The following is a 22766-nucleotide window of genomic DNA, read 5'->3' on the forward strand; positions in this document are numbered from 1 at the left end:
AGGTACATTTGTAAAATATAAGTAAACTTAAGTTATACCCCCTCAAGAGCCGCTACTGCTTGCTTATAACCAAACTAATTTAAGCTATGCCTTTATGTTCTAGCGCATTTACGAATTTTCACAATTAAGTAAACGTTTTGACTAATACCTGTAATAAAAGTAGGGACAAATTGCACAAAAATGATGCATTCTATGCAAGTTAAGTATTTTAAAAGGTGAGATTTTTACTATTTTTGAAAGTCAGCTGCTTAATTTTCAACTACACAAAATGAAATAGTTACTCGAGATATGGGTTAGGTAAAACGAATTGACTAAGATGTTGCAGTGCAAATTTCTAAATATCGCATTGCTTTGCCTTTACTTCGCTAATGTGCTGCTTAAAATCTTCACGTGTCGTAACCGAAATCACTTTAGCGAGTCGTGTGTTAAATTCTTCAAGCTGGCTATCGGTAAATTTAACATGGGTAAAGCCAGATAAAAATGCTTCCAGCTCACTAACATAACGTACATTCGGTGGAAATTTTGTTTTAAAACTCGCTTTATCATGAAACAGCACTAAGGATTCAACGCCATCAACAACGCCAAGTAATCGGCTGACTGCTAAGCAATGTTTATAATTTTGCCTAAGCGGGTTCATAAATTGGGTTTTACGCCCTGTTAAAGTCTGCGTCCATTTCGCTTGGTGCTGACTACCGAATATATAACCACTGTAATTTTTGCTCTCAATTACAAACACGCCAACTGGTGAAACAATTAAATGATCAATTTCAGTAAGCTCATCATTATCGTTCGTTAGCAGCACACTTGTATAATGACTCACATTACTCGCCGCAGATAACACTTTGTTGTTAATAACCTTTTTAATTAAATTATTTACAACAACCTCTCCTTGCTGGCCACTTGAGTTGCCTGCATCATTAGCAACAATTTCGGCTATGGTATTTTTTAGTACAGAGCAAGATTTATCTGAAACGTTTGCAGTAGTTTTAGGGTTAATGTCTTCAGCTTTTCTTACAGGCAGGTTACTTACAACGGGTTCAATACGACCTGTTACTTTTTTAAGTAGTGATTTAGCAGCGCGTTTGGCAAATAGTACAATGATTGCTTTGAGAAAAGCTAAAACAAACATAATGACTAACACCCACACACCTATCTTAAGCACTAAGCTCTGCATAGTGTTGGCGGGAACTGATGTTTTAGCTTGATGTGGTTTCGTTACAACGGCTTGATTTGATGGCTCCGTCAAGTTTTGAGAGTGTAACTTTTTAGTTGTATAAATTGGCGTAACCTTTTCGGAACTTTTGGTGCTACTTGTTTGATCACCCTTAGATGATTTGACGGGGTTAATACAGTGTCTGTCAACAGAGCGTTTTGCCGTTTTGTAACGCTGAGATTGCTTATTAAAGCTAAACTCTTTAACTTGATTTTGTAATAAAATACACGTTCCGTCGCTGTACTGTACTGCAGCAAATACGGATAAATTAGTAACTAATAAAAGCAAGCATAAAATTCGTAATATCACTGTAAAATCCATTTTTCATTATTTTGTTGTAACTGTTATCGATAATCAGTTCGAGCACTATTTATTGCCGGCATCAGTCCATGCCAAAAATGTCCCTTACTACTGGCAACCGTATCATAAACCCAATCAGAAACAGCAAGAGACTTCGCTGCATCACAATAAAAGTAACTCTCTAATGCTTTGGTAATCTCTTTTTCATGAATCACGAGGTTTTGATTAATCCACTCATCTTTAAACTTTGGTGCGGCAAGTAAATCACGCTTTGCGTTATTACATTTTCCATGGGCTAACACAAAGTTGTGTCCTAGATCGTGCGCATAGCGGGCAAAAGGTATAAAATGGTCAACTTGTTTGCTATTACCAAGTGGCTTATTACAGTAAAAACAGTTGCCCTTTTGTATTTCAAAAAGAACTGGCACAGCCTTGGCTAAATTTTGGCGATCACAACCAAATAAAAAATCATACAACTGGCTTTGCGCACCAATAATATGTTGATTTTGCTTTATACTTTGAATTTTTAACAACCATGCATTTCTGGCAAGATGAACCACTAAATCATAAAAACGCCTAAAGCAATGCGCAATTCCAGGGTTGAGTGTAATAAACGTTTTGCCTTTCACATGCGGATATAAAAAGCATTCATCCACTTTCGATAGTTTTTGTAACCGCCATAAAGGGCCCTCTTTTAAAGTTTGCAGCGTGGCTTTTTGTATAGAGTGCCAATATTGACTTTGTTTTAATGCATTTAGCGTACGAATATTTTTAGATTGGCAATAGTTTAGTTCGCTGATCACCTTAGATTGCTTACCCGCGTTTTGCAGCAATAAATCATTCGTTCCAGTTGTGCCTGCAAAGGGCGTGGCATGGTGCCAATACAGTTCTATAAACTTATCAACTAAGCTATCAAACTTGATACAAAGGCTCGCTCGTTCATCGTCTAGCGGATATTCAACTGCACAATCCGCTAATGCGTGTAATAACGCATACTTGTATGTTGCACTAAAGTCGCCCTCAACAAGAAGGCGTTGTATGTAGTTAATAAAGCCTAACTGTAATTGCAGGTTTGACGTCTGGTAGTTAGTAGTATTTGCAGTAGGACTATTCACACTGCACCTTTGATTATTAATGCATTCAACCAAGTGGTACTTTGTGTCGTTGAGCGCCTGTCTTTGCTGTTCCAGATTGATGAAATTGTCAGGCTAGGAATGTCTTTTACTATTTTGCTTAATATTGTTTCGTTAAGGTCGGTGAATCGTCTGCCATTTTCTTCTCTTTGTACAATTGATGGTTCGCCATATTTGAACGAGATATACAACACACCGCTTGATTTAAGCGCAACTGCCAAACGTGAAAATACGCTGTTTAATTCGTCAAAAGGAACATGTAATAAACTCGCACAACACCAAATTGCGTCATAACAATCTACTTCATCAATTTCTTGAAACGTTTTATGCAGCACTGGAATGCCAGTATGTTCTGTAGCGAGTAATGCCAACTTTTCACTCGCATCCATTGCGGTCACTTGGAAGCCCAATGATTTAAATACTTTGCTATCGCGACCACTACCGCAGCCAGCATCTAGAATATGCCCATGAGTGATTACTTTACTTAGAAATTTGTCATAAACAGGCTGCATATCAACATCTACGGTTGATAGGAAATATTCAGTTGCATGTGTGTTGTAGTATTGAGAATTGACGTCTGTCATTGATGGGCTCAAATGCTTACCGCTCCATGGTTACAATAGTCAAAAATGTAACAAAAACCCTTGATGAAAAACAAGTTTTTATTTAAGTAACTCTTTAATTTAATTGTATGTTTTCATTATGGAAACGCGTTTTCGCTAATTTATTACTATCTCCCAAATGATCAGGATTGATTGGAATTTAGGTATTACGTGTTATTACCAAGAATATAAAAGTAGATATATGGAGAGCGGTACTACTCGTATGAAAGGAAGTGAGGTAGTAAAAGCCTCTTTGCTGAGGCTTTTAGGCTAAGTTTTTGTTTAGTGTTTGTTCTCCGCCAATATGGTTTCAATATAATTGCTCAGCTCGCCTTTAAACTCAGCACGTTGAATAGCGTATTCTATGTTAGCTTTAATAAAGCCCAGTTTATTGCCGCAATCGTGGGTTTTACCCACCAGCTGGTACGCCTCTAACCCTGTTTGGTCTAATAGCGTATAAAGCGCATCGGTTAGCTGAATTTCATCGCCTGCACCCGGTGGGGTTTTGGCTAAAATTGGCCAAATGCTCTCAGAAAGTACATAACGGCCCGTAATGGCAAGGTTTGAAGGCGCTTCTTCGCGTGGTGGTTTTTCTACCATGCCGATAATTTTTGCAGTTTCGCCCGCACACAGAGTTTGGTTGTCTAAATCAACCACGCCATAGCTTTGCACCTGTGCCATATCTACTGGGTTTACCATTATTTGGTTAACACCTGTTTCGTTGTAGTTGCTTACCATTTTTGCGAGGTTTTCTACGCCTAAGTCTGAGTGGTATTTATCAATAATGACATCGGGCAAAATGACCGCAAATGGCTCTTCGCCAATTACCGAACGCGCACATAAAATGGCATGTCCTAGCCCTTTTGCCTCAGCTTGGCGCACTGAAATCATGGTAATGCCTTTGGGGTTAATGCTTTTAACTTCTTGTAAGAGCGAGCGCTTAACACGCGACTCTAGCTGCGCTTCTAGCTCAAAACTGGTATCAAAGTGGTTTTCGATAGAGTTTTTACTGGCATGAGTAACTAACACAATTTCCTTAATGCCAGCGGCAGCCGCTTCTTCTACCACATATTGAATAAGTGGTTTATCTACCAGTGTAAGCATTTCTTTTGGGATGGCTTTGGTTGCTGGCAGCATGCGTGTGCCAAGGCCTGCAACGGGGATCACCGCTTTGGTTACTTTTTTCATTATTATACTCCCTTACGTATATTGGTTAGCCAAATTGTTTGATATGGCAACAGCGTAAACTCGCTGTTTAAATCGTTAATTTGCAGATCTGTGAGTAAGTCGTACCAGTGTTCTGTTTCAATTAAATTAAGCTCGTTTAAACGAAGCGAGACTGGCTTATTAGTAATATTAGCAATACAAAAGATACTTTGACTGCGATTCATACATTGTCGCCACACGCCAAACAGTTCTGGGCCCAATTGCAACACAAATTGGGTGGCATTGGGGTGAAAAGCATTTTGCTGTTTTCTTATTGCTAGCAGGGTTTTTAGGCCGCTTAATACTTTGCTGTGATGGCTGTACGGATTGGCAAGTTGCTCATTTAACAATTCGCTTTGCCAGCGATGGCGGTTAATCGCACGGTTGTGATGGGTGTTATTGTATTTTTCATAGTCGTTTTCGGTGCCAAGCAAACTATGGATATAAATACCGGGAATGCCTTCTAGACTCATCATAATGCTATGGGCGCAAATAAAGCGCTGGTACTGATGCTTATCGGGCCCATCGATTGTGCCTTTAAGCGCATCATACAAGGCAATGTTCATTTCGTAAGGTTTTTGGCTGCCATCTTCCCCAGTTCGCCACGAAATTAGCCCACCAAAGTTTTGTATGGTGTTAACCATGGTTGCAATTTCGCTTTCGCTCAGTAATCCTTCTGCAGGCCTTAAGCCAATGCCATCATGCGATGCAATAAAGTTAAAATAACAGGTGCCATTTTGCGCCGGAGGCATGCGCATTAACCAGTGTTTTAGCGCTTGGCAATCGCCTGAAATTAAGCTGTAAATTAGTAGCGGCGGCAGCGAAAAGTTATAAATGGCATGGGCTTCGTTGGCATTACCAAAATACGCCAGGTTTTGAATATTCGGTATGTTGGTTTCGGTAATTATTATGGCGTTTTCATTGGCGCATTCAATCAGCGTGCGTAATAGCCTTACTACCTCATGCGTTTGCGGCAAGTTAATGCAACTTGTGCCCATTTCTTTCCATAAAAAGGCGATGGCATCTAAACGAAATATCAACACGCCTGCATCTAGGTATTGCTTAATAATACCCACAAAGGCAATAAGCACCTCTGGGTTTGAAAAGTCTAAATCTACTTGATCATGACTAAAGGTACACCACACAAACTGCTCGCCTTGTTTGGTGGTTACTGGTTTTAACAAGGGCGATGTACGCGGCCTAACCACTTTATCAAGCGGGTCGCTTGGCGATGCAGTAAAAAAGTAATTGTGGCCTGTGCCCTCGCCTTTTATAAAGTTTTCAAACCAAATGGAGCGCGCTGAGCAGTGGTTAATTACTAAATCGGCCATTAACTTGTAGCTTTTGCTTATGGCGCTAATGTCTTGCCAATCACCCAGTGACTCATTCACGCTGGAATAATCAAGCACTGAAAAACCATCGTCTGAGCTGTACGGGAAAAACGGCAAAATATGTACGCCGCTTAGCTCATTACTTAAATGTGTATCAATAAATTGTTTTAAAGTTACCAGCGGCTTTTCACTGTCGCATACTATGCTGTCACCATAGGTGATCATCACAATATCCGATTCATTCCAGCGGTTTAAAAAAGGCGTCGGCCCTTGCGCATCATCACTTAACGCCATTTGGGCTAAAAGCTTATCGGCAATGGCATCAACTGAATCTTTTATTGCGACCCCTTCATAAATCACTTGCAGTTGCTTAAGCAGTTTTTCTTTTAATGGGTAGGTCATCAGCTTACCTTTTTGCGCAGTTTTGCTGAAAATTCAAGGTAATCTTCTTCTACCGCCACTTCTAAGCGCGAAAGCACATCGGGCATGGCGCTAATTACGCGGTTCCACGATGGAATAAACGGAGTTTCCATGGGTTTTTCTAAAAACGACTGCCCTGCCGCCATAATGTTTTTAGCAAACATTTCTACTGATTTTTCTTCAGTGTGAATATCCACTTTTAGGCCATTAATAATCGCATCGTTTTTATAGGTTTCAATGTAGTCGAGCGCGATGCGGTAATAAGTAGCTTTTATGGTGCGCATGGTTTCGGTGTTAAGGGTGTAGCCTTGAGTAGCAAGCTTTCGAAAAAATGCTTTGGTTATGTCTATCGACATTTTAGATAAGCCACCTTCGCTATTGTGTAGCGATAAGTCTTGATGCTTGTGGTCGTACACGTTGGCAATATCCACTTGGCACAAACGGTTTGATGCGTAGTTTCGCTGCATTTCTGACAGTACGCCAATCTCTAACCCCCAGTCGCTAGGAATACGAATATCGTTAAGCACATCTTGTCTAAATGAAAACTCACCCGATAGCGAATAACGGTAGCTATCCATATAATCTAGGTAGTCGTTATGACCTATCACGCGTTTAAGCGCTTTTAATAGTGGCGTAACAAGCAAACGCGCTACGCGACCATTAAGTTTGCCATCGGAATATCGGGCGTAATACCCTTTGCAAAACTCGTAGTTAAATTGTGGGTGCGCCACAGGGTAAATTAAGCGAGCAAGTAGGCTGCGATCGTAGGTTAAAATATCGCAATCGTGCAGTGCGATAGATTCGGCCTCTTTGGTAGCAAGCGCATACCCCATGCAATACCACACGTTGCGGCCTTTACCCATTTCGGTGGGTGCCACACCAAGTGCTTGTAATTCAGCGTCGAGCTGTTTTAATCGTGGGCCATCATTCCATAAAATTTGATGCGGTTGCCCTAAATATTTAAAAAACTCAATGGCTTTACAAAACTCATCTTCGGTGGCTCTGTCTAGGCCAATAATCACTTGCGATAAGTACGGCACCTCGCTGATATGCTCAACAATTTTTGGCAGCGCTTCGCCTTCAAGTTCGCTGTACAGCGACGGTAAAATTAAGCCCATTGGCCGTGTTTTAGAAAACTCAATAAGCTCGTTTTCTAACTCTTCCACACCTCGATTAGTTAAGTTATGTAGAGTGGTTACAATGCCGTTTTGGTAAAAATCAGCCATAGTGTTTCTCCTTTAGAGGGTGGTTAATAATCGATTTGATACGCTCAATATGATGGTTATCAAGCTCACTGATTAGTTGCATCATCACTTCGTGCCAGCCAGTTGGCCCAGGCATAGTTGAGCGCATAACGCCTTTTGAACGCTCAAGTGTAATAAACGGATGAGTCATTGATTTGATTTGTACTGCAATATCGGCTTGCTCTAACATGGCGCTGTCGTTTTCGCTATCGCCTAGTGCCACACTCAGCCAATCTCCGGGCAATTCGTGCTTGATTAGGTTAAACAACCAATTCAATGCAACGCCTTTACTTTCGTCGCCACACACATGCAAAAAGCGCCCACCTTCAATAATGGTTGCACCATTTTCACGCATACGTTTTATAAATGCCTTTTTTTGACAGGCGTCACCTAACCAATGCAGCGGCTCTGAGTAGTGACGTAATTTGGCTTTTTCAGCGTCTTTTTCACTTAGGCCTGTAAGCTCTGCCAATTCGCTATTAGTCATTTGCGCAAAGCCTTTGTATAGATGGGCAAAATCATTGGCGTATTGTTTTAGTTGGTTTAACCAAAAGCTGCGCGGCTGGCCAAACTCTTTTATGTAAAACTCACCGAATTCAATTAAGCCAACGGGATCAATTAAATATTCTTTCAACCACTTTTTGGGTAAAAATACGGCAGCGCCATTTTCCACAATAAACGGAGTACCTAGTCCTAACTGTGTGCGAATAGCGATAATTTCTTTAAAGGTTTTACTGGTACACGGAATAATGGGAAAGCCCAGTTCGTAGCATAAAAATACACTCACTTTTGCAGGCTGAAACTCGTAGCTGTAATGATCTAATAAGGTGCCGTCCAGATCGGTAAATACCGCGAGTTTTTCAGGAAAGCATAACTGTTTCAAACGCCCTGTTACGTTAACAATTTTGCGTGTTTCATTTAGGTGTAAGGTGATATCGGTGGTTTGGCTAAAATCAACTAAACCAACTCGGGTGAGCCTTTCAAAAAACAGTACAAAGCGCTCTATTTGTTGTTCGCTCATTATTTTATTGGCTGTTAGTTTATCTTGTTGCAAGCGCAGCTTGGCTTCTTGCTCTTTGCGCCACTGTGCTACTACATCAAAACTAGGTGCTTTTAGCATAATCCAACGGTCAACTCGCTCGAACACATTTTGGTAAGCACCCTTCAGCTGGTTATTTACGTATTCACGCCATGTACCATTTTGGTCCTCTATTGCTTCAAGCGCATTTATGGGGGTGGTTAGAACATCTTGTGGCTCTGCGTTAAGCCCTACGCACCACCCCTCTAGAATAATCACATCGGGCGCTGATGTAACTTTGGTCCATTTATCTGATGGAAACGGATTGTCTGTGGCTTTATTAAAACGGCGAATAAACAAAGGGCGCTTTAACGTTTTACGCGTAAGCGCTGCTAAGTCGTGATCCAGCTGATCAATTTTGTGGGTACCCGGTACACCGCGTGTACCAAGTAATGGGTGAATATTTTTGGCAAGTTCTTCGCGCTCAGATGCAGATAAGTAATAATCATCGAGCGAAATCGACACCACATTTAAACCAAAGTACATGCGTAGATATTGGTTTAAAAAATCCGTTAGTGTGCTTTTACCCGACCCTTGGCAGCCATTTATACCAATCACCAATGGCTGTTTTGTTCTATTTTGGTGCAGTGCGATTTGTTCTGCGATTGGCGCGTACCAAGTTTTTATTGTTTTTTTAACTTCCTGAGAAAGCGCATGTTTTTCTAAAAATTTAGTCAGGAACTTGGTAGAGAGTGTTTGCACCATATTAATGCATCCTTTGAACGTTTTAATAAACTATCTAATAATATGTCAAGGAATGTGCCAAAACATATCATCTGCAGTTTGGCTTAAATAATATAAAGGCTTTCGTAGTTAAAATTCCGAACTACTAAAGAAGTGCTTTTTAGCGTTATTTTTACGGTTTATACGTTCCATAACACAAACAAAGTGTTAAAAAGTAAGGTATTTGGTTAATCTTTAAATCACTTAATACTTGGTATTTAATGTAAAAGTGAAATTCAGATAATAAAAACAATAGGCTGAAAATGAAGAATGTAATCGTAGCTGGCGTCGGTATGACACAGTTTTGTAAACCTGGCCAACAAGAGCCTTATCGCGTAATGGCTGCAAACGCTATTAGATTAGCACTTACTGACGCAGGCGTTAATGTAAGCCGCATCGAACAAGGCTATGCAGCTTATATTTATGGCGATAGCACCTGTGGGCAACATGCGTTTTATGACGTTGCGCAAACCGGTATTCCTATCATTAATGTTAATAATAATTGCTCAAGTGGTTCAACAGCGCTCTATGCTGCAAGGCAAGCTATATTGTCTGGTGAGGTTGAGTGTGTTGTGGCTTTTGGCTTTGAGGAAATGCAACCTGGCGCGCTGGGTTCACATTGGTCTGACAGGGAAAACCCATTTGATAGAGCTAATGCGGTGTATGATAAATTTGGTATTGCAAAAGCACCTATTGCTCTTCGTGCATTTGGTGCAGCGGGTAAGCATTATATGGAAAAATATAATGTCACTAGCGAGCTTTATGCAAAAGTGGCCGTAAAATCACGAAGTCATGCCATACATAACCCTTATTCATTGTTTTCAACACCACTTAGCGTAGAAAGTGTGCTTAACGACAAAATTATTTTTGATGATTACATGACGCGCACTATGGTGTGCCCGCCTACCTGTGGGGCTGCAGCTGCTATTCTGTGTAGTGATGCTTTCGCTAAAAAGCATAATATTAAACATGGGGTGAAAATTATTGGCCAAGCCATGGCAACCGACACTGAAGAGTCATGGCAAGATCCTATTCTTTCGGTTGGCGCTGATATGACTAAACGCGCTGCCAATAAAGCCTTTAACCTAGCGGGTGTTTCACCTCAAGATGTTGATGTAATTGAATTACATGATTGCTTTACCACCAATGAAGTAATTAATTATGAAGCGCTTGGGCTATGTGAAGAAGGCGAAGCAATAAAGCTGATTTCAGACGGCGACAATACTTACGGAGGTAAGTTTGTGATTGGACCATCCGGTGGATTGATGTCAAAAGGTCACCCTATTGGTGCAACAGGCATAGCGCAATGTGTTGAATTAAGCTGGCATTTACGAGGCCAAGCAGGAAAAAGACAAGTTGAAGGTGCAAGGCTTGCGTTACAGCATAATGTAGGCCTAGGTGGCGCTGTGGTAGTTACTCTGTATCAAAAGTAATTTTAAATTCTAATACACATAAAAATAGCGCCAAAAGGCGCTATTTTTCAAAACATAAAATGCTTTCTAAATTAGAACGGCATTTTGAAGCCAAGTGAAACGAGTATTATGATATGTTATGAAATCTTCTAAGGCCGTATTTTTACTGGCTTCTTGATTTTACCCATAACTGATAAATACTCATAATAACTCTCGATTTGTCCAATATTTGTCTAACCTAAATTTAGTAAGACAATGTAAGCTACAGTCTTGTATTTATTGACTTACAGCGTATCAAGTGTTGTAAATAATTATAGCTAATATAATGTATAACCTAAGGTGTAAAGTCCAGTTAAACTGTGTCGTTTGATGCTTAAAAATTAAATTGCTCTCTTCGCAGAGTAAACACCTTTAATATTTCATTTGTTGTCGACTTCGATACCCCAACGTTAGAGAAAACTTCCTGAGCATGGGATAGCGACTCAATTATCTCGTCAGCCATATCATTTACGGCCTTCAGCTTGATACCGGCATGTCTTGCCATGACATCCAAGCTTTTCTTTGAAGGTACTTTACCGTTACCACCAAACGAGGTCATGTGCTGTCCGTATGGAGACGGAGAATAGATCACGTCATAAAATGGTGAAAGAGACCACTTATCATCGTCCGAACATAAGAATGCAAAGTTCTTTGCGTGATCGTCTTGGTTACTAATGAAGTAATTAAATAGCGCACGCTTAATGAGCTTTTGAGCTTCGCTAGCGCCACACATAACTTGAGTCGCTTTCACCAAATCAACATAGTCGAGTGAAGGTTCCCTAAATGAAGCATCCAACAAACCACTTGCTGATACCATGTGCAATCGACCGCTCTCGCCTACACAATCGAATCGTTCTTGCTTTAGCCAGTGACGGCCATTACCGGCATCGAATAATTCAAATTTGGGGGTATCAATACCACAAGTATTAGCCAATTCCATGCAGCAAAACTCAACCAAACTTTCCTCATGCTTCAAATCGAACTTATCTGAAGTTAGCTTAATAATACATTGTTTACCTGGTGCAGCTCTTTTTGTGGTGTAGGTTCCATTGGCAAGCACTGTTGCGTTGATTTTAGGTCTTGCACCACCAGAGCCACCAGCATTCATCAAGTGCTCTATAAATTCAGTTTCTGCACCTTCAAATTCTTCTACCGCTTGCTGCCCCAGCACCTGTATCGTGTAGCTTTGAGGAGATTCATCCTCTGTCAAATTTAGTTCAGGCTCATAGTAGAGAGCACCTAAGCAATTATCGCCAATGTATGACAATCGCTCCAACTGAGAAATCATTTGGGGATTAATATCATTCTTACGAAAAATACGATCCATCAAATACAAACCCCAACCATCAGGCAAGCTATCAGCGAACACACCATGTAACTTTTTGTGCGGAGTTAGTGGTGCTTTCTGAAGACTATTATTAAATTCAACGGTGTAAGGTGCTATAGACGCATTGAATCGTTCAAGATAGGTATCGTGATATTGAAAAAAGATCCCTTGAGCATTCTCAGCCAACTCTCCAACGCTCACGGAGCTACCATCAGACAAGCGTCGTTTTACAACAAGTTTATGATTTAGCATGTGATTTTAATACCTCGTCGATGCTATTCGGTGATTCTTCTGATTCCATGAGCACCTTGATCTTTTTGAGTTGGCTAACAGCCGCATAGAGCATGAGAAACTGCCTTAGGGATATTTCGCCAGTTGCTTCAAACTTTCGGATAGTACTATCTGGCACACCAGACTTGTCGACCAAAGCTTTCACACTTAATTTTTTTTGCTTTCGCATCTTACGAATGAATTGACTCAACTCTAACTGTAAATCATAGGGAGTATGAAGCTCTAACATGGCACCTCAAACAGCTACAATAGTAGCAAAAAAAACAAATTAAAACCTATTATTGATACTATAGTAGCAATTTTATAGGGTAACGCCAATATTGATTGTTGGAAGAGAGTAAATAGGTGCAAAAAACTTATAGCTATCAATTAAACCAGCTTTGATCAAATAGTGTTGGGAGGTGGCTTTGCTATTCATTCTCTTAAAGTGCGTCCCCGTTCACTAAATGAGTATTGCGGCAAACACGCTTCAGGTCTCTCAATGCTGCTTCTTTGGTTGCTAAACGAAGTGTTCGCCCTACTTGCAGTGTATTTTCTAGGATATCTATTGGCGATCGTTTGGTATGAGTAAACTCAATAGTGCCAAATGGTGTTTTGTATTCTGCTGATCGCCCTGTTGTCATAATTGTTAAGCGATCAATCGGAGTTTGCGAAATTGCACCAAATTCAGCCAATGCAGATTCCAGGCTAACGTAATTGTATTCTCCGCGACGGATCGTTTTTGCAATATGCTCCAAAGTATCACTGCCTTTTGACTGTGCTAAACTATATACATACACACCATTAATTATGCGCGTGAGAAACTCGTCATCAACTAAGCGCTTGATTCCTGCTCGCAATGTTCGTGCATTATCTTGATGGAAAATTTTGGCCAAATCTGAATTGGTAAAGACGTAGCGACCACGCTTGTCATAATCCAAAAGTTTTTTGATTGCTTCAGTCTTTTTCATAACACCGCCTAGTTGTCAAAAATAACACTTAAACATGTCAAAACTGTAGACTTAAAAGCACGATTTATGAACAACTAAAGCTCATAGCATTTGGCAAACCTTGGGAACTTACAAAGATGTTAAAAAGGTTAGACTGCGCGAGGTACTTTCTCTTTGCTCCAAGCAATAGCCTGTTGCCTACAGTTATCTGAGACATGTTTAAGTGTATCACCATACTTTTTTCTCAGGCGGATTATCCGCTTTTCCCTAGCTTGCTTCGCTTTATCAGTCATATTTCCTACTCAAAATTCAATCAGTTTGCCATATCGTACCAACTAAGCGACTGACGTCAAAAAATAGCAGAGTATGCTTCCCTCACAATCCAAGTTTATTAATAGCTTTAAAAACTGGTGATTATTCTATGAATCACCAGCCAAATAACAATCGAGTACATTTGTACTCCATCCTATGGGTTTTGTACTTTCTTGCACATCTTTACCTAAATTGACCAAAAACCTAGACGTTAGGTTTTATATTTTATCCTAGAAAATGCCCTTTTTTTTGACAAGCTAAAAGCTTAAGTAACGATGATTTGACTTTAATTTAAAAGGAAAAACTATCATGCAATTTAAACAAAGCTACTTACCCTCGACTATCGAAGTCCACCAACAAGCCCTCACTCAAAATGTGCAGGACGACATAATGACGACTGATGATTTCAAAGTGCTTATGACAAAACTCAATATTGTCGATTCAGGAGTGCAAGCTCTTTTTGCGTATGCTCTGATTGACAACTGTGTAGAACAAATGAAAGAGCATAACGTGGCCAACTATGATGCTCTGGTATTTGAAGCGGAAACAGCCATTAATATTATCAATGAAGAAGTTGAGCGCATTGCAAGAGCTACCCTTGAAAAGCTTGATGCAAGAACAACAATGGAGCCAGTAATGCGAGCTGCTCACTACCTTCTTAATGAGCACCCTATTCATCGATTTTGCGAACAGCGCAAAGACAAAGACGTTATGCAACGAGTGACGGAATTAGTAGACTGTTGGCATATGGCAATAGCTAAAGCCTATGAAAAGCAGAATGCGGGGCTACTTCACTAAATTCACAATAAAAAAGCAGCAAACTTAGTTTGCTGCTCTCTCATTAGGGAAACCCAATTATTTTACGATCATCAAAACTCAAAGTAAGTTTACGTCCTTTGGGTCTTCACCTAACTCACCAACTAGCTGATACCCTTCCAGCGATATCTCTAGTTTTTTACCACTAAGTTTTGCCTCATCTTTTCTCGTTTTAAGTAAATACGAAACACAATAGGCATACCAGTTGGCCTGTTTTTCTGTTAGCCCGAAGACTTCAAGTTCGTCGGCTTTAACTGCACCAGTTAAAACAAGTGCTCCGAAGAGTGTTCGTTGTGTTTTATTGTAATGTGACATAATCATTTCCCCTTATTTATATATCAGAGAAAATGTACCTCGCCAGTCCTGACCCAAAGCTTCAAAAGACAAGTTAATTTAGCCTATTACAACCGATAAACCATTAAGCTAATACTGCGTATTATTCCTCGCAGAAAAACATACTTCCTGCGATAAGAAACACTTAATCTCAAACACATCACCCTGCAATGATATCGCAGGAACTAGTTCAAGTAGAGCACTCCCGGCATCACCAACACAGTCGCCTCTAGAGCGACGCATAAAACATTTTCTGCGAGTGCTCGCCGAATCATTCTCATCTACAACACTTCCTGTCCAAGTTACTCAGCTAGAGCTAATTTATTTTTTTACGCGAATGTCTACGAGTTATCGCTGATATCGATGCAGCTACAAAATGTTCGTCGCCGAACATTTGAATTGAATAACAGGCCCACCTAATTCAAAAATAAGAATTCCATTCCGACTGATATCAATGTAATGTAATTTGCAGTACAATTGCATTAATAAAAGGTTCAATGATGATAGGCAATAAAACTGCAACCCTGACTATAAGATTGGAGCCAGCTTTAAAGGTCGCTCTAAAGAAAGCTGCTGAGCAAGAGCAAAGATCTGTGGCTAACTTAATCGAAGTGCTAATAAAAAGGCACTGCGAAGATCAGGGTATTGAAATCACAGAACCAAATAAAAGATCATCATAGGGAGTTATAGAAATGATCAAAACTGTTAAACAAGCTTGCCGTTTTAATCCGATTATTAAAGATTACAGGATGAGTGCGGGTATTGAAAACCTTGCTGAACTCATTAGTGGTGAGGGAGATGGTCATGAATTCTTTTCTAGAAACTTTGTTACTCATGGTATGGAACAATTATTTCGTGAGGGCATGTTAAGGCTTTCTGGAAAATCAGACCAAGCAGTGTTCGAACTCACTCAAGCTATGGGTGGCGGTAAAACACACATGATGATCGCTCTGGGTTTGCTCGCAAAACACGCTCATTTGAGACCTGAGGTTTTACCAACAGATTTAAATAGTCGCCTGGACTTTGGCAATGCAAAAATCGCGGCATTTAACGGTAGAAACAATCCAGACAACTACATTTGGGGCGAAATTGCTACTCAGCTCGGTGCTGCCGAAGAAATAAAAGAGCACTGGATTAACGGACCAAAGTCAGTCGACCAACAAAAGTGGAAAGACATTATAGGAGACACCCCTACGCTGATCATGATAGATGAGCTTCCTCCTTACCTAGATAATGCTAGTACCCAAGTATACGGCTCAGGCACTTTAGCAAATATGGTTGTGTACAGCTTAAGTGCGTTAATGAGTGCAGCGTTAGAGCTTCCAAACTGTTGTATCGTTATTGCTAACCTATCCGGTAGTTACAAAGCACAAACCAAAGCGCTGGCAGACTCAATTTCTAATCTTCAACAAGAGACCAGACGCCAGTCGATGACTATAACTCCGGTTCAACTTGCAGGTAACGAAATTTACGAAATTCTAAAAAAGCGCCTAGTTGATGAATTACCAGATGAACAAACCATCAATGATATAGCTGAGGAATATGCACAGCAAATTAAGAAAGCCGAAGATGGTGGCTACATCATTGCTTCAAGCATAGAACAAATTGCTGAACAAGTTAGAGAGACATACCCATTCCATCCGTCGTTTAAACATTTGGTTGCGCTGTTTAAGGAAAACGAAGGTTTCCGCCAGACTCGTGGTTTGATGCAATTCACCGCAAGACTACTTAAAAGTGTCGACCAACGCGAATCTGACGATGTGTTTTTGATAGGTACGCAACACCTCGATTTAAATGATGAACAAGTAAAAGATGAAATCGAACGAATCTCTCCAAAACTTGTTCCCGCTGTTACTCGCGACATCGCAGATAAAGGCGATGCCATCGCTGAAACCATTGACGCCGAGCAAAGTAACGATGCTGCAACTCAACTCATGACACTTTTATTGGCATCGTCACTGTCGCGAGCCGTCGGTGGTCGCATTGGCCTCTCTGAAAGCGAAATCATAGAGTTTTTAGCGGCACCAAACAGAAAAGCCGATGAATTTCTCGACGCAATACAAAAGTTACGTGAGCATGCTTGGTATTTGCATCGCGAAGACCAGCGCTTCTTCATTAAAGAAACGGAAAACCTTTCACGCCAAATTGAAAGAAACGCTAAGGAAATTCCGCAACCAAAGATTGATCAGTCTCTGATAAATCGTTTAAAAGGTATACTTCAGCCCAACACTCGAAATGTCTACCAAGATGTTCAGATCCTGCCGCGTATAGATGAGCTAAAATTAGGCGGCCCACGCGTACTCATTGTCATAAAACCAGACGGTAAAGTTCCGCCAAGCGAACTCATAAATTTCTTCGAGTTCCAGCAAGAAAAGAACAATTTATTGGTACTGACCGGACAAGATAGCATATTAGCCAATGATGTAGAGGATCGGCTCCGCGAACTATACGCCATTGAAAAAATCTACGAACGCTTAAAAGATGGAGACACATTATATGAAGACGCCAGAGACCGTTTAGAGGATTCTGAACAACGTTTTACCAAAGCATTATCTGCCGCTTACAACACCATTTTGTTTCCTGGTGAAGACGAGATGGATGGCTCTGAACGATTACTCAAGGTAACTATCGATAACGGCCTGAACGTCGGCGAAGGCGACCAGTCAGCCGAAGCGCAAATTGAAAAGCTGATGGCAAGCCCACGAGCCAACTATAAATTAGCGGCCGATTTAAAAGATGATTTTGGTCAATACTTCGCTATGGCTGAAGCGGATCTCTGGCCATCAGGTGAGAGCAACCGCCGCACACCATGGAAGGATGTAGTCAGCCGTTCAAAATGCAATCCTGGTTGGCCTTGGATGCCCGGTAATAGCGGTATAGATACATTAAAAGCTGAGGCTCTTAAGCAAGGCCGTTGGCGCTTAGGTGAAGATGGCTATATAGAAAAAGGACCATTTCCCAAAGAAAAAACCAGTGTCAATGTCTCGCTAGTTAGTACACACCCTGAAACGGGTGAGTCGATTGTTAGCCTAACCCCCAGAAATGCAGGCGAAAGCCCAATAATTTATTACTCGACTAAACCTGATGTAACAGAAGAAGATCCGCAAGTTGAAGATTTAGAGAGCTTCACTACGACTGAAGGTACGCTGTATTTCTCAGTTCGAGATCCTAGTGGTAAATATGAGACAGGCACAGTTACTCGTTGGGTAGCGGATTTAAAAATTAGACATCAAGTCGAGTCTTTAGCAGATAAGAGAAAAGTCACTCTTCAATGCACGCCAAAAGCGGAAATGTGGTATACGCTTGATGGTTCCAATCCAAAGGATGGTATAACGTACGATGGACCATTTGAAATTGACTCCGATGCAGCACGCCTTTTAGTTCATGCTAAGTCAGGAGAGGCTAGCAAACAAGCGGACTTTCAAATCCCACACAGTGGCGACAAAACAGTCCAGATTAACGATACAAAACCGGCTCGCTTGAATAGTACAAAACGCGTACCTCTTGATAGTACAGACAAAGTATTTGGTGTAATTAATCGCTTTAGGGATCAAGCTTCTACCCGATTTAAAGGCGTGCGCATTGAGATTGGAGAAGGTGAGAATACTGTAGGAATTCGTTTTGGTGAACGACAGCTAACCGCAGCCATGATTGAAAAAACAGTGAATAGCTTACGTGACGTGCTGCAAGAAGCCGACGCACAAGTCACATTAGCCATTAAGGATGGCGTGGATTTCGAGAGTGGATTCGAAGCAAAAGAGTTTGCAAAGATAGTCGGCATAGAGTTGAAGCCTGGAGATATATCCCAAGATGAATAATTTCTATGAAAATAGGTACTAATTTTGATGCTCAAGAGGAAATTTTAATGGCAACTACCACACCGAAATCTAACGCTACAGCAGTAAAGTATAAGACGCTGGGCTTTGGTGTGCCCGCGTCCAGCGACCCTCATCACTTTAAAGTGCTTATACCGAAAGCAAATACAGGTAAGGTCGAAATTCAAGAATACCTAGGTATGCAAGCTCAAAATGAAGAGTTATCGGTGATCGACAGAGTCGTTATAGATCGACCGTTGTGGACAGCTATTCGCGCAGAAGTACAACGCGCTTTTAATGTTCGATTAAAGAGTCACGGATTAAAAACGAGTACATGGCAAGTTGGAGAAAACCTAGTCGACCGATTATTGGGTAAAGAGCTATGTGTTTTAGCTTGGGCAATTGAAAGTATGGAAACTGACAATGTGCCTGTCGCTATTCGAAATTGGTTAGCATTAAGACCTGAAGAGCGCTGGTGGTTGTTCGGAATGACTGCTGTTAGTACAGGAACCAAAGATGACAAAGATGTAGGTTGGCGTATCGCCTTAAAGCACGCGTTAGGTGACATTGTACAAACCAGTTTGCCAGAACCCAAAGTAAACCAAGAAAAAGACTCGTGGGACAAGCCAAACACGCAAGAGGGCAGCTCTAAATCAACTAACATAGACCGCAGCAATGAGAACAACTTTGATGCACCTTCGACACCGCCCATTGACTCAAAAGAGTTGAATGTTCAAACAATTCATTCCCGCACAACCGAAACCAACGAGAGTCAGCCGCCATCAGATGCACTGTTTTTATTCGAAGTAAAACAAGCCAAAGCTGCTGGAACCCCTGTAGGTGATATGCATAAACCGGAATTTCTTGTCAGCAAAGGCTCTACTGCGAATATTCAGCAGGCTAAGTCATTGCGCCCGGCTATAAAAGAGTTGCGACAGGAACTTGTCAAAAGCGGAATATTGATTGAAGACGGTGAAGTGTACTCTTTTACTCAGGAATACACCTTTAAAAGCCCAAGTGCGGCTGCATGTGTGATCGCTGGTAACCCAAGGAGTGGTATGGATGCATGGCGTGACATGAAAGGGCGCAGCCTTAAAGAACTTGGATATGGCAAAAAATAACCAGAGAACATTATAAGAAATTTTACAGATTGAAAGGGACATACTATCGGTCTGTATGGAGATAAAACACAAATGGCAGAACTAACACCTTTTGCGCTGAAAGATGCACCAGCATTAATTGAAGCCGCATATCCCGCTCAAAAAATATCGTATGAAGCTCAAGCTGAACGAAAAGCTGTTGCTGCACAAACGCTCACTGGACTTGGATCATACTGGAAAGGCAGGAAACCACTGATTTTGGTGAGATCTATAATTTTAGGATGCCTATTACCTCAAACCGAAGACACTGAGAGCGACCTTGAAGTATTCGAAATGCTAATGGGATTCGATATAGAAAGCCTAGCAAAGCGAGCTTTAAAGCAGAATGTCATCAAGCCTGTTGATTTTGCAGCCAAACTGAAACTCCGTAATCCATGGGATTACTTCAGCCATAACGTAAAAAATACAGACGCCGAATTTAATAACATCAATAACCTAGAATTTCCTATTGATAGTAATACGCTCGGTTTGAAACTGCGATGGAGGCGCGACCTTGAAGAAGATGAAAAGCTAATAATATACCGTCAATATCTTGAGATGATAGAAGGTTATGAAGAAAAAGCTTGCTTGTGTAAAAGACCTGAGGAAGTAAATCAGGATTGGCTAAATTCACATATCTGGCCAAGGGTAAATGCTCACCTAAAAAGCTACGGCATTAAAACTACTTCTATACAAGATCTTATCGAGCAGCTAGGTCTTCTGCGCTACAACCACCGTCCAAGAGTCGGAGATACGTTTAGTGGCGGCGGCTCAATTCCATTTGAGGCCGCAAGATCTGGATGTGACTCCTATGCTTCGGATCTAAACCCAATTGCCTGTATGCTAACATGGGGAGGCTTCAACTTAATCGGAGCCCCGAGTAGCGAAAGAAAAAGAATTGAGCAACTACAAATTCAAGTAAGCGATTCAATAGATAAGAGGATTACAGATCTCAAAATTGAACATGATTCGTCAGGCAATAGAGCCAAGGCTTTCTTGTATTGCGTCGAAACTAAATGTCCAGAGACTGGCTGGATAGTTCCACTTTCTCCAAGCTGGGTCATTTCACCTAAATTAAAGGCGATCGCAAAGCTTGTTCCAAACCCTGAAAAAAAGTGCTTTGATATTCAAGTAGAAAGCGGAGTTTCAAATAGCGAGTTAAAAGCGGCAGAAAACGGAACAGTCCAAAATGGGGATATGGTTTATTCATTAGCGGAAAAAACCTACAGGACACCTATCAAAACCCTTCGTGGTGACTTTCGTACAGAATCTGGCAAGACCTCTAATCAGCTTCGTAAATGGAGTAAAACAGATTTTGCGCCACTTCCTGAAGACATTTTTCAAGAGCGTTTATACGCCATTCAGTGGATTACTGCAGACTCCCTCGAAGAGTCTAGACAAATTACTTATTTTAAGGGAGTCACAGTCGAAGATATTGAGCGGGAGAAAAAAGTTGAGAACATTGTTCGTGAAAATCTTGAGCAATGGCAGTTAGAAGGTCTGATTCCAGACATGGAAATAGACCCCGGCGAAAAAACAGATGAACCTATACGCACTCGCGGATGGACACATTGGCACCACCTTTACAACGCCCGACAACTTTTACTAAAAGTAATAGCAAAATCTGAGTGGTTAAGATCTCAGGAGCCACACTTAGGGATGATAAACATCGCGAAAATGGCAGATTTCAATTCTAGGCTTTGCCGTTGGGCTATATCACAGGGTGGCGGTCTAGGGGGACCTAAAGGAGTTTTTTCCAATCAAGCTTTAAACACTTTTTACAATTATGCAACTCGCTCTTGGGCTGGGTATGGCTCAAGTTCCTTCAAGGTGGCAGAAAGCCCTATCCATGCAGATATTCATAAATCAATAGTTTCTGCAACAGCCAATCAACCTCAACAAGAATGTGATCTTTGGATAACGGATCCGCCATACGCTGACGCAGTAAATTATCACGAAATCACTGAGTTCTTCATAGCATGGCTGCGTAAAAATCCGCCCTCACCTTTTAATGAGTGGACTTGGGACTCTAGAAGAGCACTTGCTATCAAGGGTATCGGCGATGAATTCCGAAAGAATATGGCTGAGGCATACTCAGCCATGGCCACGAATATGCCTGATAACGGTATGCAATGCGTAATGTTTACCCACCAAGATACTGGTGTATGGTCCGATATGATTGGTATATTCTGGGCTGCTGGATTACAAGTTGTCGGTGCGTGGTATATCGCGACTGAAACAACCTCTGAACTTAAAAAAGGTGGCTATGTTCAGGGCACAGTTATCCTGATGTTGCGTAAACGTCCGCCAGGAGAAAGAGCCGGCTTTAAGCAGCGTCTAATGCCTGCTGTACGTGCTGAAGTAAAAAAACAAATCGAAACCATGATGCACCTTAATGACGAGGTGAAAGATAAGATGGGCGAGCCAGTGTTTAATGACTCTGACTTGCAAATGGCGGGTTACGCTGCAGCACTTAAAGTTCTCACATCATACACTCACATTAGCGGAGAAGATGTCACAACGTTTGCCCTGCGTCCTCGCAGTAAAGGTGAAGTTACTGTTGTAGATGAGATCGTTCAACAAGCTGCCGAAGCTGCCAATGGTCTGTTAGTTCCCGATGGTTTAAGTACGAATACCTGGCAGAAACTAAGTGGTATCCAACGCTTTTATCTGCGTATGATGGATATTGAAACCACTGGCGCAGCCAAACTCGATAATTACCAAAATTTCGCCAAGGCCTTCCGTGTTGAAGACTACTCAAGAGTTATGGGTAGCATGGCTGCAAACAAAGCCCAACTAAAACGTATTACTGAGTTCGTCTCGCGTGACTTAACCGAAAGCAACGAGATTGGCTCAACTTGGCTAGGCCATCTAATTATTAGTCTGCAACAATTACTGGCAGAGGCAGAGCCGCAGTCTGTCATTAGTCAGTTACAAGCTGATTTGCCGGACTTTATGGAAATTCGAACTCTATTAATTGACATGCTGTTGTTCATCGAAAACAAAGCACCAGAAAAAGAAGCTCGAGATGTGGCTGAAATACTTGGAGCACGTTTGAAAAATATGAGAGCGCTAGGTAACTAGGCTGAAGATCAAAGGTTGA

General features: G+C 41.2%; 16 protein-coding genes. 5 read left to right on the forward strand and 11 right to left on the reverse strand.

All coding sequences use genetic code 11. The features are described 5' to 3' along the window. Window positions 1–334: 334 nt before the first annotated feature. From ACHSBP_RS07390 to ACHSBP_RS07420, 7 genes are all read right to left on the reverse strand, one after another. Window positions 335–1522, reverse strand: coding sequence for a nuclease-related domain-containing protein (locus tag ACHSBP_RS07390; RefSeq protein ID WP_158523441.1), 1188 nt, complete (start codon window positions 1520–1522; stop codon window positions 335–337). A gap of 35 nt (window positions 1523–1557) precedes the next feature. Continuing rightward, a complete protein-coding gene (locus ACHSBP_RS07395) occupies window positions 1558–2628 on the reverse strand; it encodes an HNH endonuclease (RefSeq protein WP_395388448.1) in 1071 nt (356 codons plus the stop codon). Then, window positions 2625–3230 carry a bifunctional 2-polyprenyl-6-hydroxyphenol methylase/3-demethylubiquinol 3-O-methyltransferase UbiG gene (locus ACHSBP_RS07400; RefSeq protein ID WP_010559772.1) on the reverse strand — a complete coding sequence of 202 codons (606 nt, stop codon included), beginning with the start codon at window positions 3228–3230 and terminating at the stop codon, window positions 2625–2627. Before ACHSBP_RS07400 ends, ACHSBP_RS07395 begins: the two co-directional genes overlap by 4 nt. Window positions 3231–3530: 300 nt before the next feature. Beyond that, on the reverse strand, window positions 3531–4436 hold the full coding sequence (gene galU / locus ACHSBP_RS07405) for a UTP--glucose-1-phosphate uridylyltransferase GalU (RefSeq protein WP_395388449.1): 906 nt from the start codon (window positions 4434–4436) through the stop codon (window positions 3531–3533). 2 nt (window positions 4437–4438) lie between these two features. Then, complete coding sequence (locus ACHSBP_RS07410; RefSeq protein ID WP_395388450.1) at window positions 4439–6187, reverse strand: sugar phosphorylase; 1749 nt, start codon at window positions 6185–6187, stop codon at window positions 4439–4441. Further along, entirely contained in the window at window positions 6187–7431 is a 1245-nt protein-coding gene (locus ACHSBP_RS07415; RefSeq protein ID WP_395388451.1) for a glycosyl transferase, read from the reverse strand. Before ACHSBP_RS07415 ends, ACHSBP_RS07410 begins: the two co-directional genes overlap by 1 nt. Beyond that, window positions 7424–9232: an HAD-IIB family hydrolase gene (locus ACHSBP_RS07420; protein ID WP_395388452.1), complete on the reverse strand. Its 1809-nt coding sequence runs from the start codon at window positions 9230–9232 to the stop codon at window positions 7424–7426. The genes ACHSBP_RS07415 and ACHSBP_RS07420 overlap by 8 nt, the downstream gene beginning before the upstream one ends. Before the next feature lie 281 nt (window positions 9233–9513). Here ACHSBP_RS07420 and ACHSBP_RS07425 point away from each other — a divergent pair, with 281 nt between their 5' ends. Beyond that, window positions 9514–10683 (forward strand): lipid-transfer protein, encoded by a 1170-nt coding sequence (locus ACHSBP_RS07425; protein ID WP_395388453.1) that lies wholly within the window; start codon window positions 9514–9516, stop codon window positions 10681–10683. 352 nt (window positions 10684–11035) lie between these two features. Here the strand turns inward: ACHSBP_RS07425 and ACHSBP_RS07430 are convergent, their stop codons facing one another. From ACHSBP_RS07430 to abiEi, 3 genes are all read right to left on the reverse strand, one after another. After that, entirely contained in the window at window positions 11036–12280 is a 1245-nt protein-coding gene (locus tag ACHSBP_RS07430) for a type II toxin-antitoxin system HipA family toxin (protein ID WP_395388454.1), read from the reverse strand. Beyond that, window positions 12267–12548, reverse strand: a complete 282-nt coding sequence (locus ACHSBP_RS07435) for a helix-turn-helix domain-containing protein (RefSeq protein WP_395388455.1) — start codon at window positions 12546–12548, stop codon at window positions 12267–12269. Before ACHSBP_RS07435 ends, ACHSBP_RS07430 begins: the two co-directional genes overlap by 14 nt. A gap of 193 nt (window positions 12549–12741) precedes the next feature. Then, window positions 12742–13269 carry a type IV toxin-antitoxin system AbiEi family antitoxin gene (gene abiEi / locus ACHSBP_RS07440; RefSeq protein WP_395388456.1) on the reverse strand — a complete coding sequence of 176 codons (528 nt, stop codon included), beginning with the start codon at window positions 13267–13269 and terminating at the stop codon, window positions 12742–12744. Between the two features lie 600 nt (window positions 13270–13869). Between abiEi and ACHSBP_RS07445 the strand changes: the two genes are divergently transcribed. Further along, window positions 13870–14358 (forward strand): hypothetical protein, encoded by a 489-nt coding sequence (locus tag ACHSBP_RS07445; protein WP_395388457.1) that lies wholly within the window; start codon window positions 13870–13872, stop codon window positions 14356–14358. Between the two features lie 78 nt (window positions 14359–14436). Here the strand turns inward: ACHSBP_RS07445 and ACHSBP_RS07450 are convergent, their stop codons facing one another. Continuing rightward, entirely contained in the window at window positions 14437–14691 is a 255-nt protein-coding gene (locus ACHSBP_RS07450) for a hypothetical protein (protein WP_395388458.1), read from the reverse strand. Window positions 14692–15401: 710 nt separating this feature from the next. Between ACHSBP_RS07450 and ACHSBP_RS07455 the strand changes: the two genes are divergently transcribed. The 3 genes from ACHSBP_RS07455 to ACHSBP_RS07465 all read left to right on the forward strand — a co-directional run bounded on the left by ACHSBP_RS07455 (window position 15402) and on the right by ACHSBP_RS07465 (window position 22747). After that, entirely contained in the window at window positions 15402–18527 is a 3126-nt protein-coding gene (locus tag ACHSBP_RS07455) for an anti-phage-associated DUF499 domain-containing protein (RefSeq protein ID WP_395388459.1), read from the forward strand. A 47-nt stretch (window positions 18528–18574) separates the two neighbouring features. Continuing rightward, on the forward strand, window positions 18575–19645 hold the full coding sequence (locus ACHSBP_RS07460; protein WP_395388460.1) for an anti-phage-associated DUF3780 domain-containing protein: 1071 nt from the start codon (window positions 18575–18577) through the stop codon (window positions 19643–19645). A gap of 72 nt (window positions 19646–19717) precedes the next feature. Then, window positions 19718–22747, forward strand: coding sequence for an anti-phage-associated DUF1156 domain-containing protein (locus tag ACHSBP_RS07465; protein ID WP_395388461.1), 3030 nt, complete (start codon window positions 19718–19720; stop codon window positions 22745–22747). Window positions 22748–22766: the final 19 nt, after the last annotated feature.

Source organism: Pseudoalteromonas sp. XMcav1-K (assembly GCF_044005875.1).
Classification (GTDB): domain Bacteria; phylum Pseudomonadota; class Gammaproteobacteria; order Enterobacterales; family Alteromonadaceae; genus Pseudoalteromonas; species Pseudoalteromonas spongiae.

What these genes read in the sequence shown, in the direction of transcription:
- ACHSBP_RS07400 (WP_010559772.1), bottom strand. Translation starts at nt 3,230, where the DNA reads ATGACAGACGTCAATTCTCAATACTACAACACACATGCAACTGAATAT.
- galU (WP_395388449.1), bottom strand. Translation starts at nt 4,436, where the DNA reads ATGAAAAAAGTAACCAAAGCGGTGATCCCCGTTGCAGGCCTTGGCACA.
- ACHSBP_RS07410 (WP_395388450.1), bottom strand. Translation starts at nt 6,187, where the DNA reads ATGACCTACCCATTAAAAGAAAAACTGCTTAAGCAACTGCAAGTGATT.
- ACHSBP_RS07415 (WP_395388451.1), bottom strand. Translation starts at nt 7,431, where the DNA reads ATGGCTGATTTTTACCAAAACGGCATTGTAACCACTCTACATAACTTA.
- ACHSBP_RS07420 (WP_395388452.1), bottom strand. Translation starts at nt 9,232, where the DNA reads ATGGTGCAAACACTCTCTACCAAGTTCCTGACTAAATTTTTAGAAAAA.
- ACHSBP_RS07425 (WP_395388453.1), top strand. Translation starts at nt 9,514, where the DNA reads ATGAAGAATGTAATCGTAGCTGGCGTCGGTATGACACAGTTTTGTAAA.
- ACHSBP_RS07430 (WP_395388454.1), bottom strand. Translation starts at nt 12,280, where the DNA reads ATGCTAAATCATAAACTTGTTGTAAAACGACGCTTGTCTGATGGTAGC.
- ACHSBP_RS07435 (WP_395388455.1), bottom strand. Translation starts at nt 12,548, where the DNA reads ATGTTAGAGCTTCATACTCCCTATGATTTACAGTTAGAGTTGAGTCAA.
- abiEi (WP_395388456.1), bottom strand. Translation starts at nt 13,269, where the DNA reads ATGAAAAAGACTGAAGCAATCAAAAAACTTTTGGATTATGACAAGCGT.
- ACHSBP_RS07445 (WP_395388457.1), top strand. Translation starts at nt 13,870, where the DNA reads ATGCAATTTAAACAAAGCTACTTACCCTCGACTATCGAAGTCCACCAA.
- ACHSBP_RS07450 (WP_395388458.1), bottom strand. Translation starts at nt 14,691, where the DNA reads ATGTCACATTACAATAAAACACAACGAACACTCTTCGGAGCACTTGTT.
- ACHSBP_RS07455 (WP_395388459.1), top strand. Translation starts at nt 15,402, where the DNA reads ATGATCAAAACTGTTAAACAAGCTTGCCGTTTTAATCCGATTATTAAA.
- ACHSBP_RS07460 (WP_395388460.1), top strand. Translation starts at nt 18,575, where the DNA reads ATGGCAACTACCACACCGAAATCTAACGCTACAGCAGTAAAGTATAAG.
- ACHSBP_RS07465 (WP_395388461.1), top strand. Translation starts at nt 19,718, where the DNA reads ATGGCAGAACTAACACCTTTTGCGCTGAAAGATGCACCAGCATTAATT.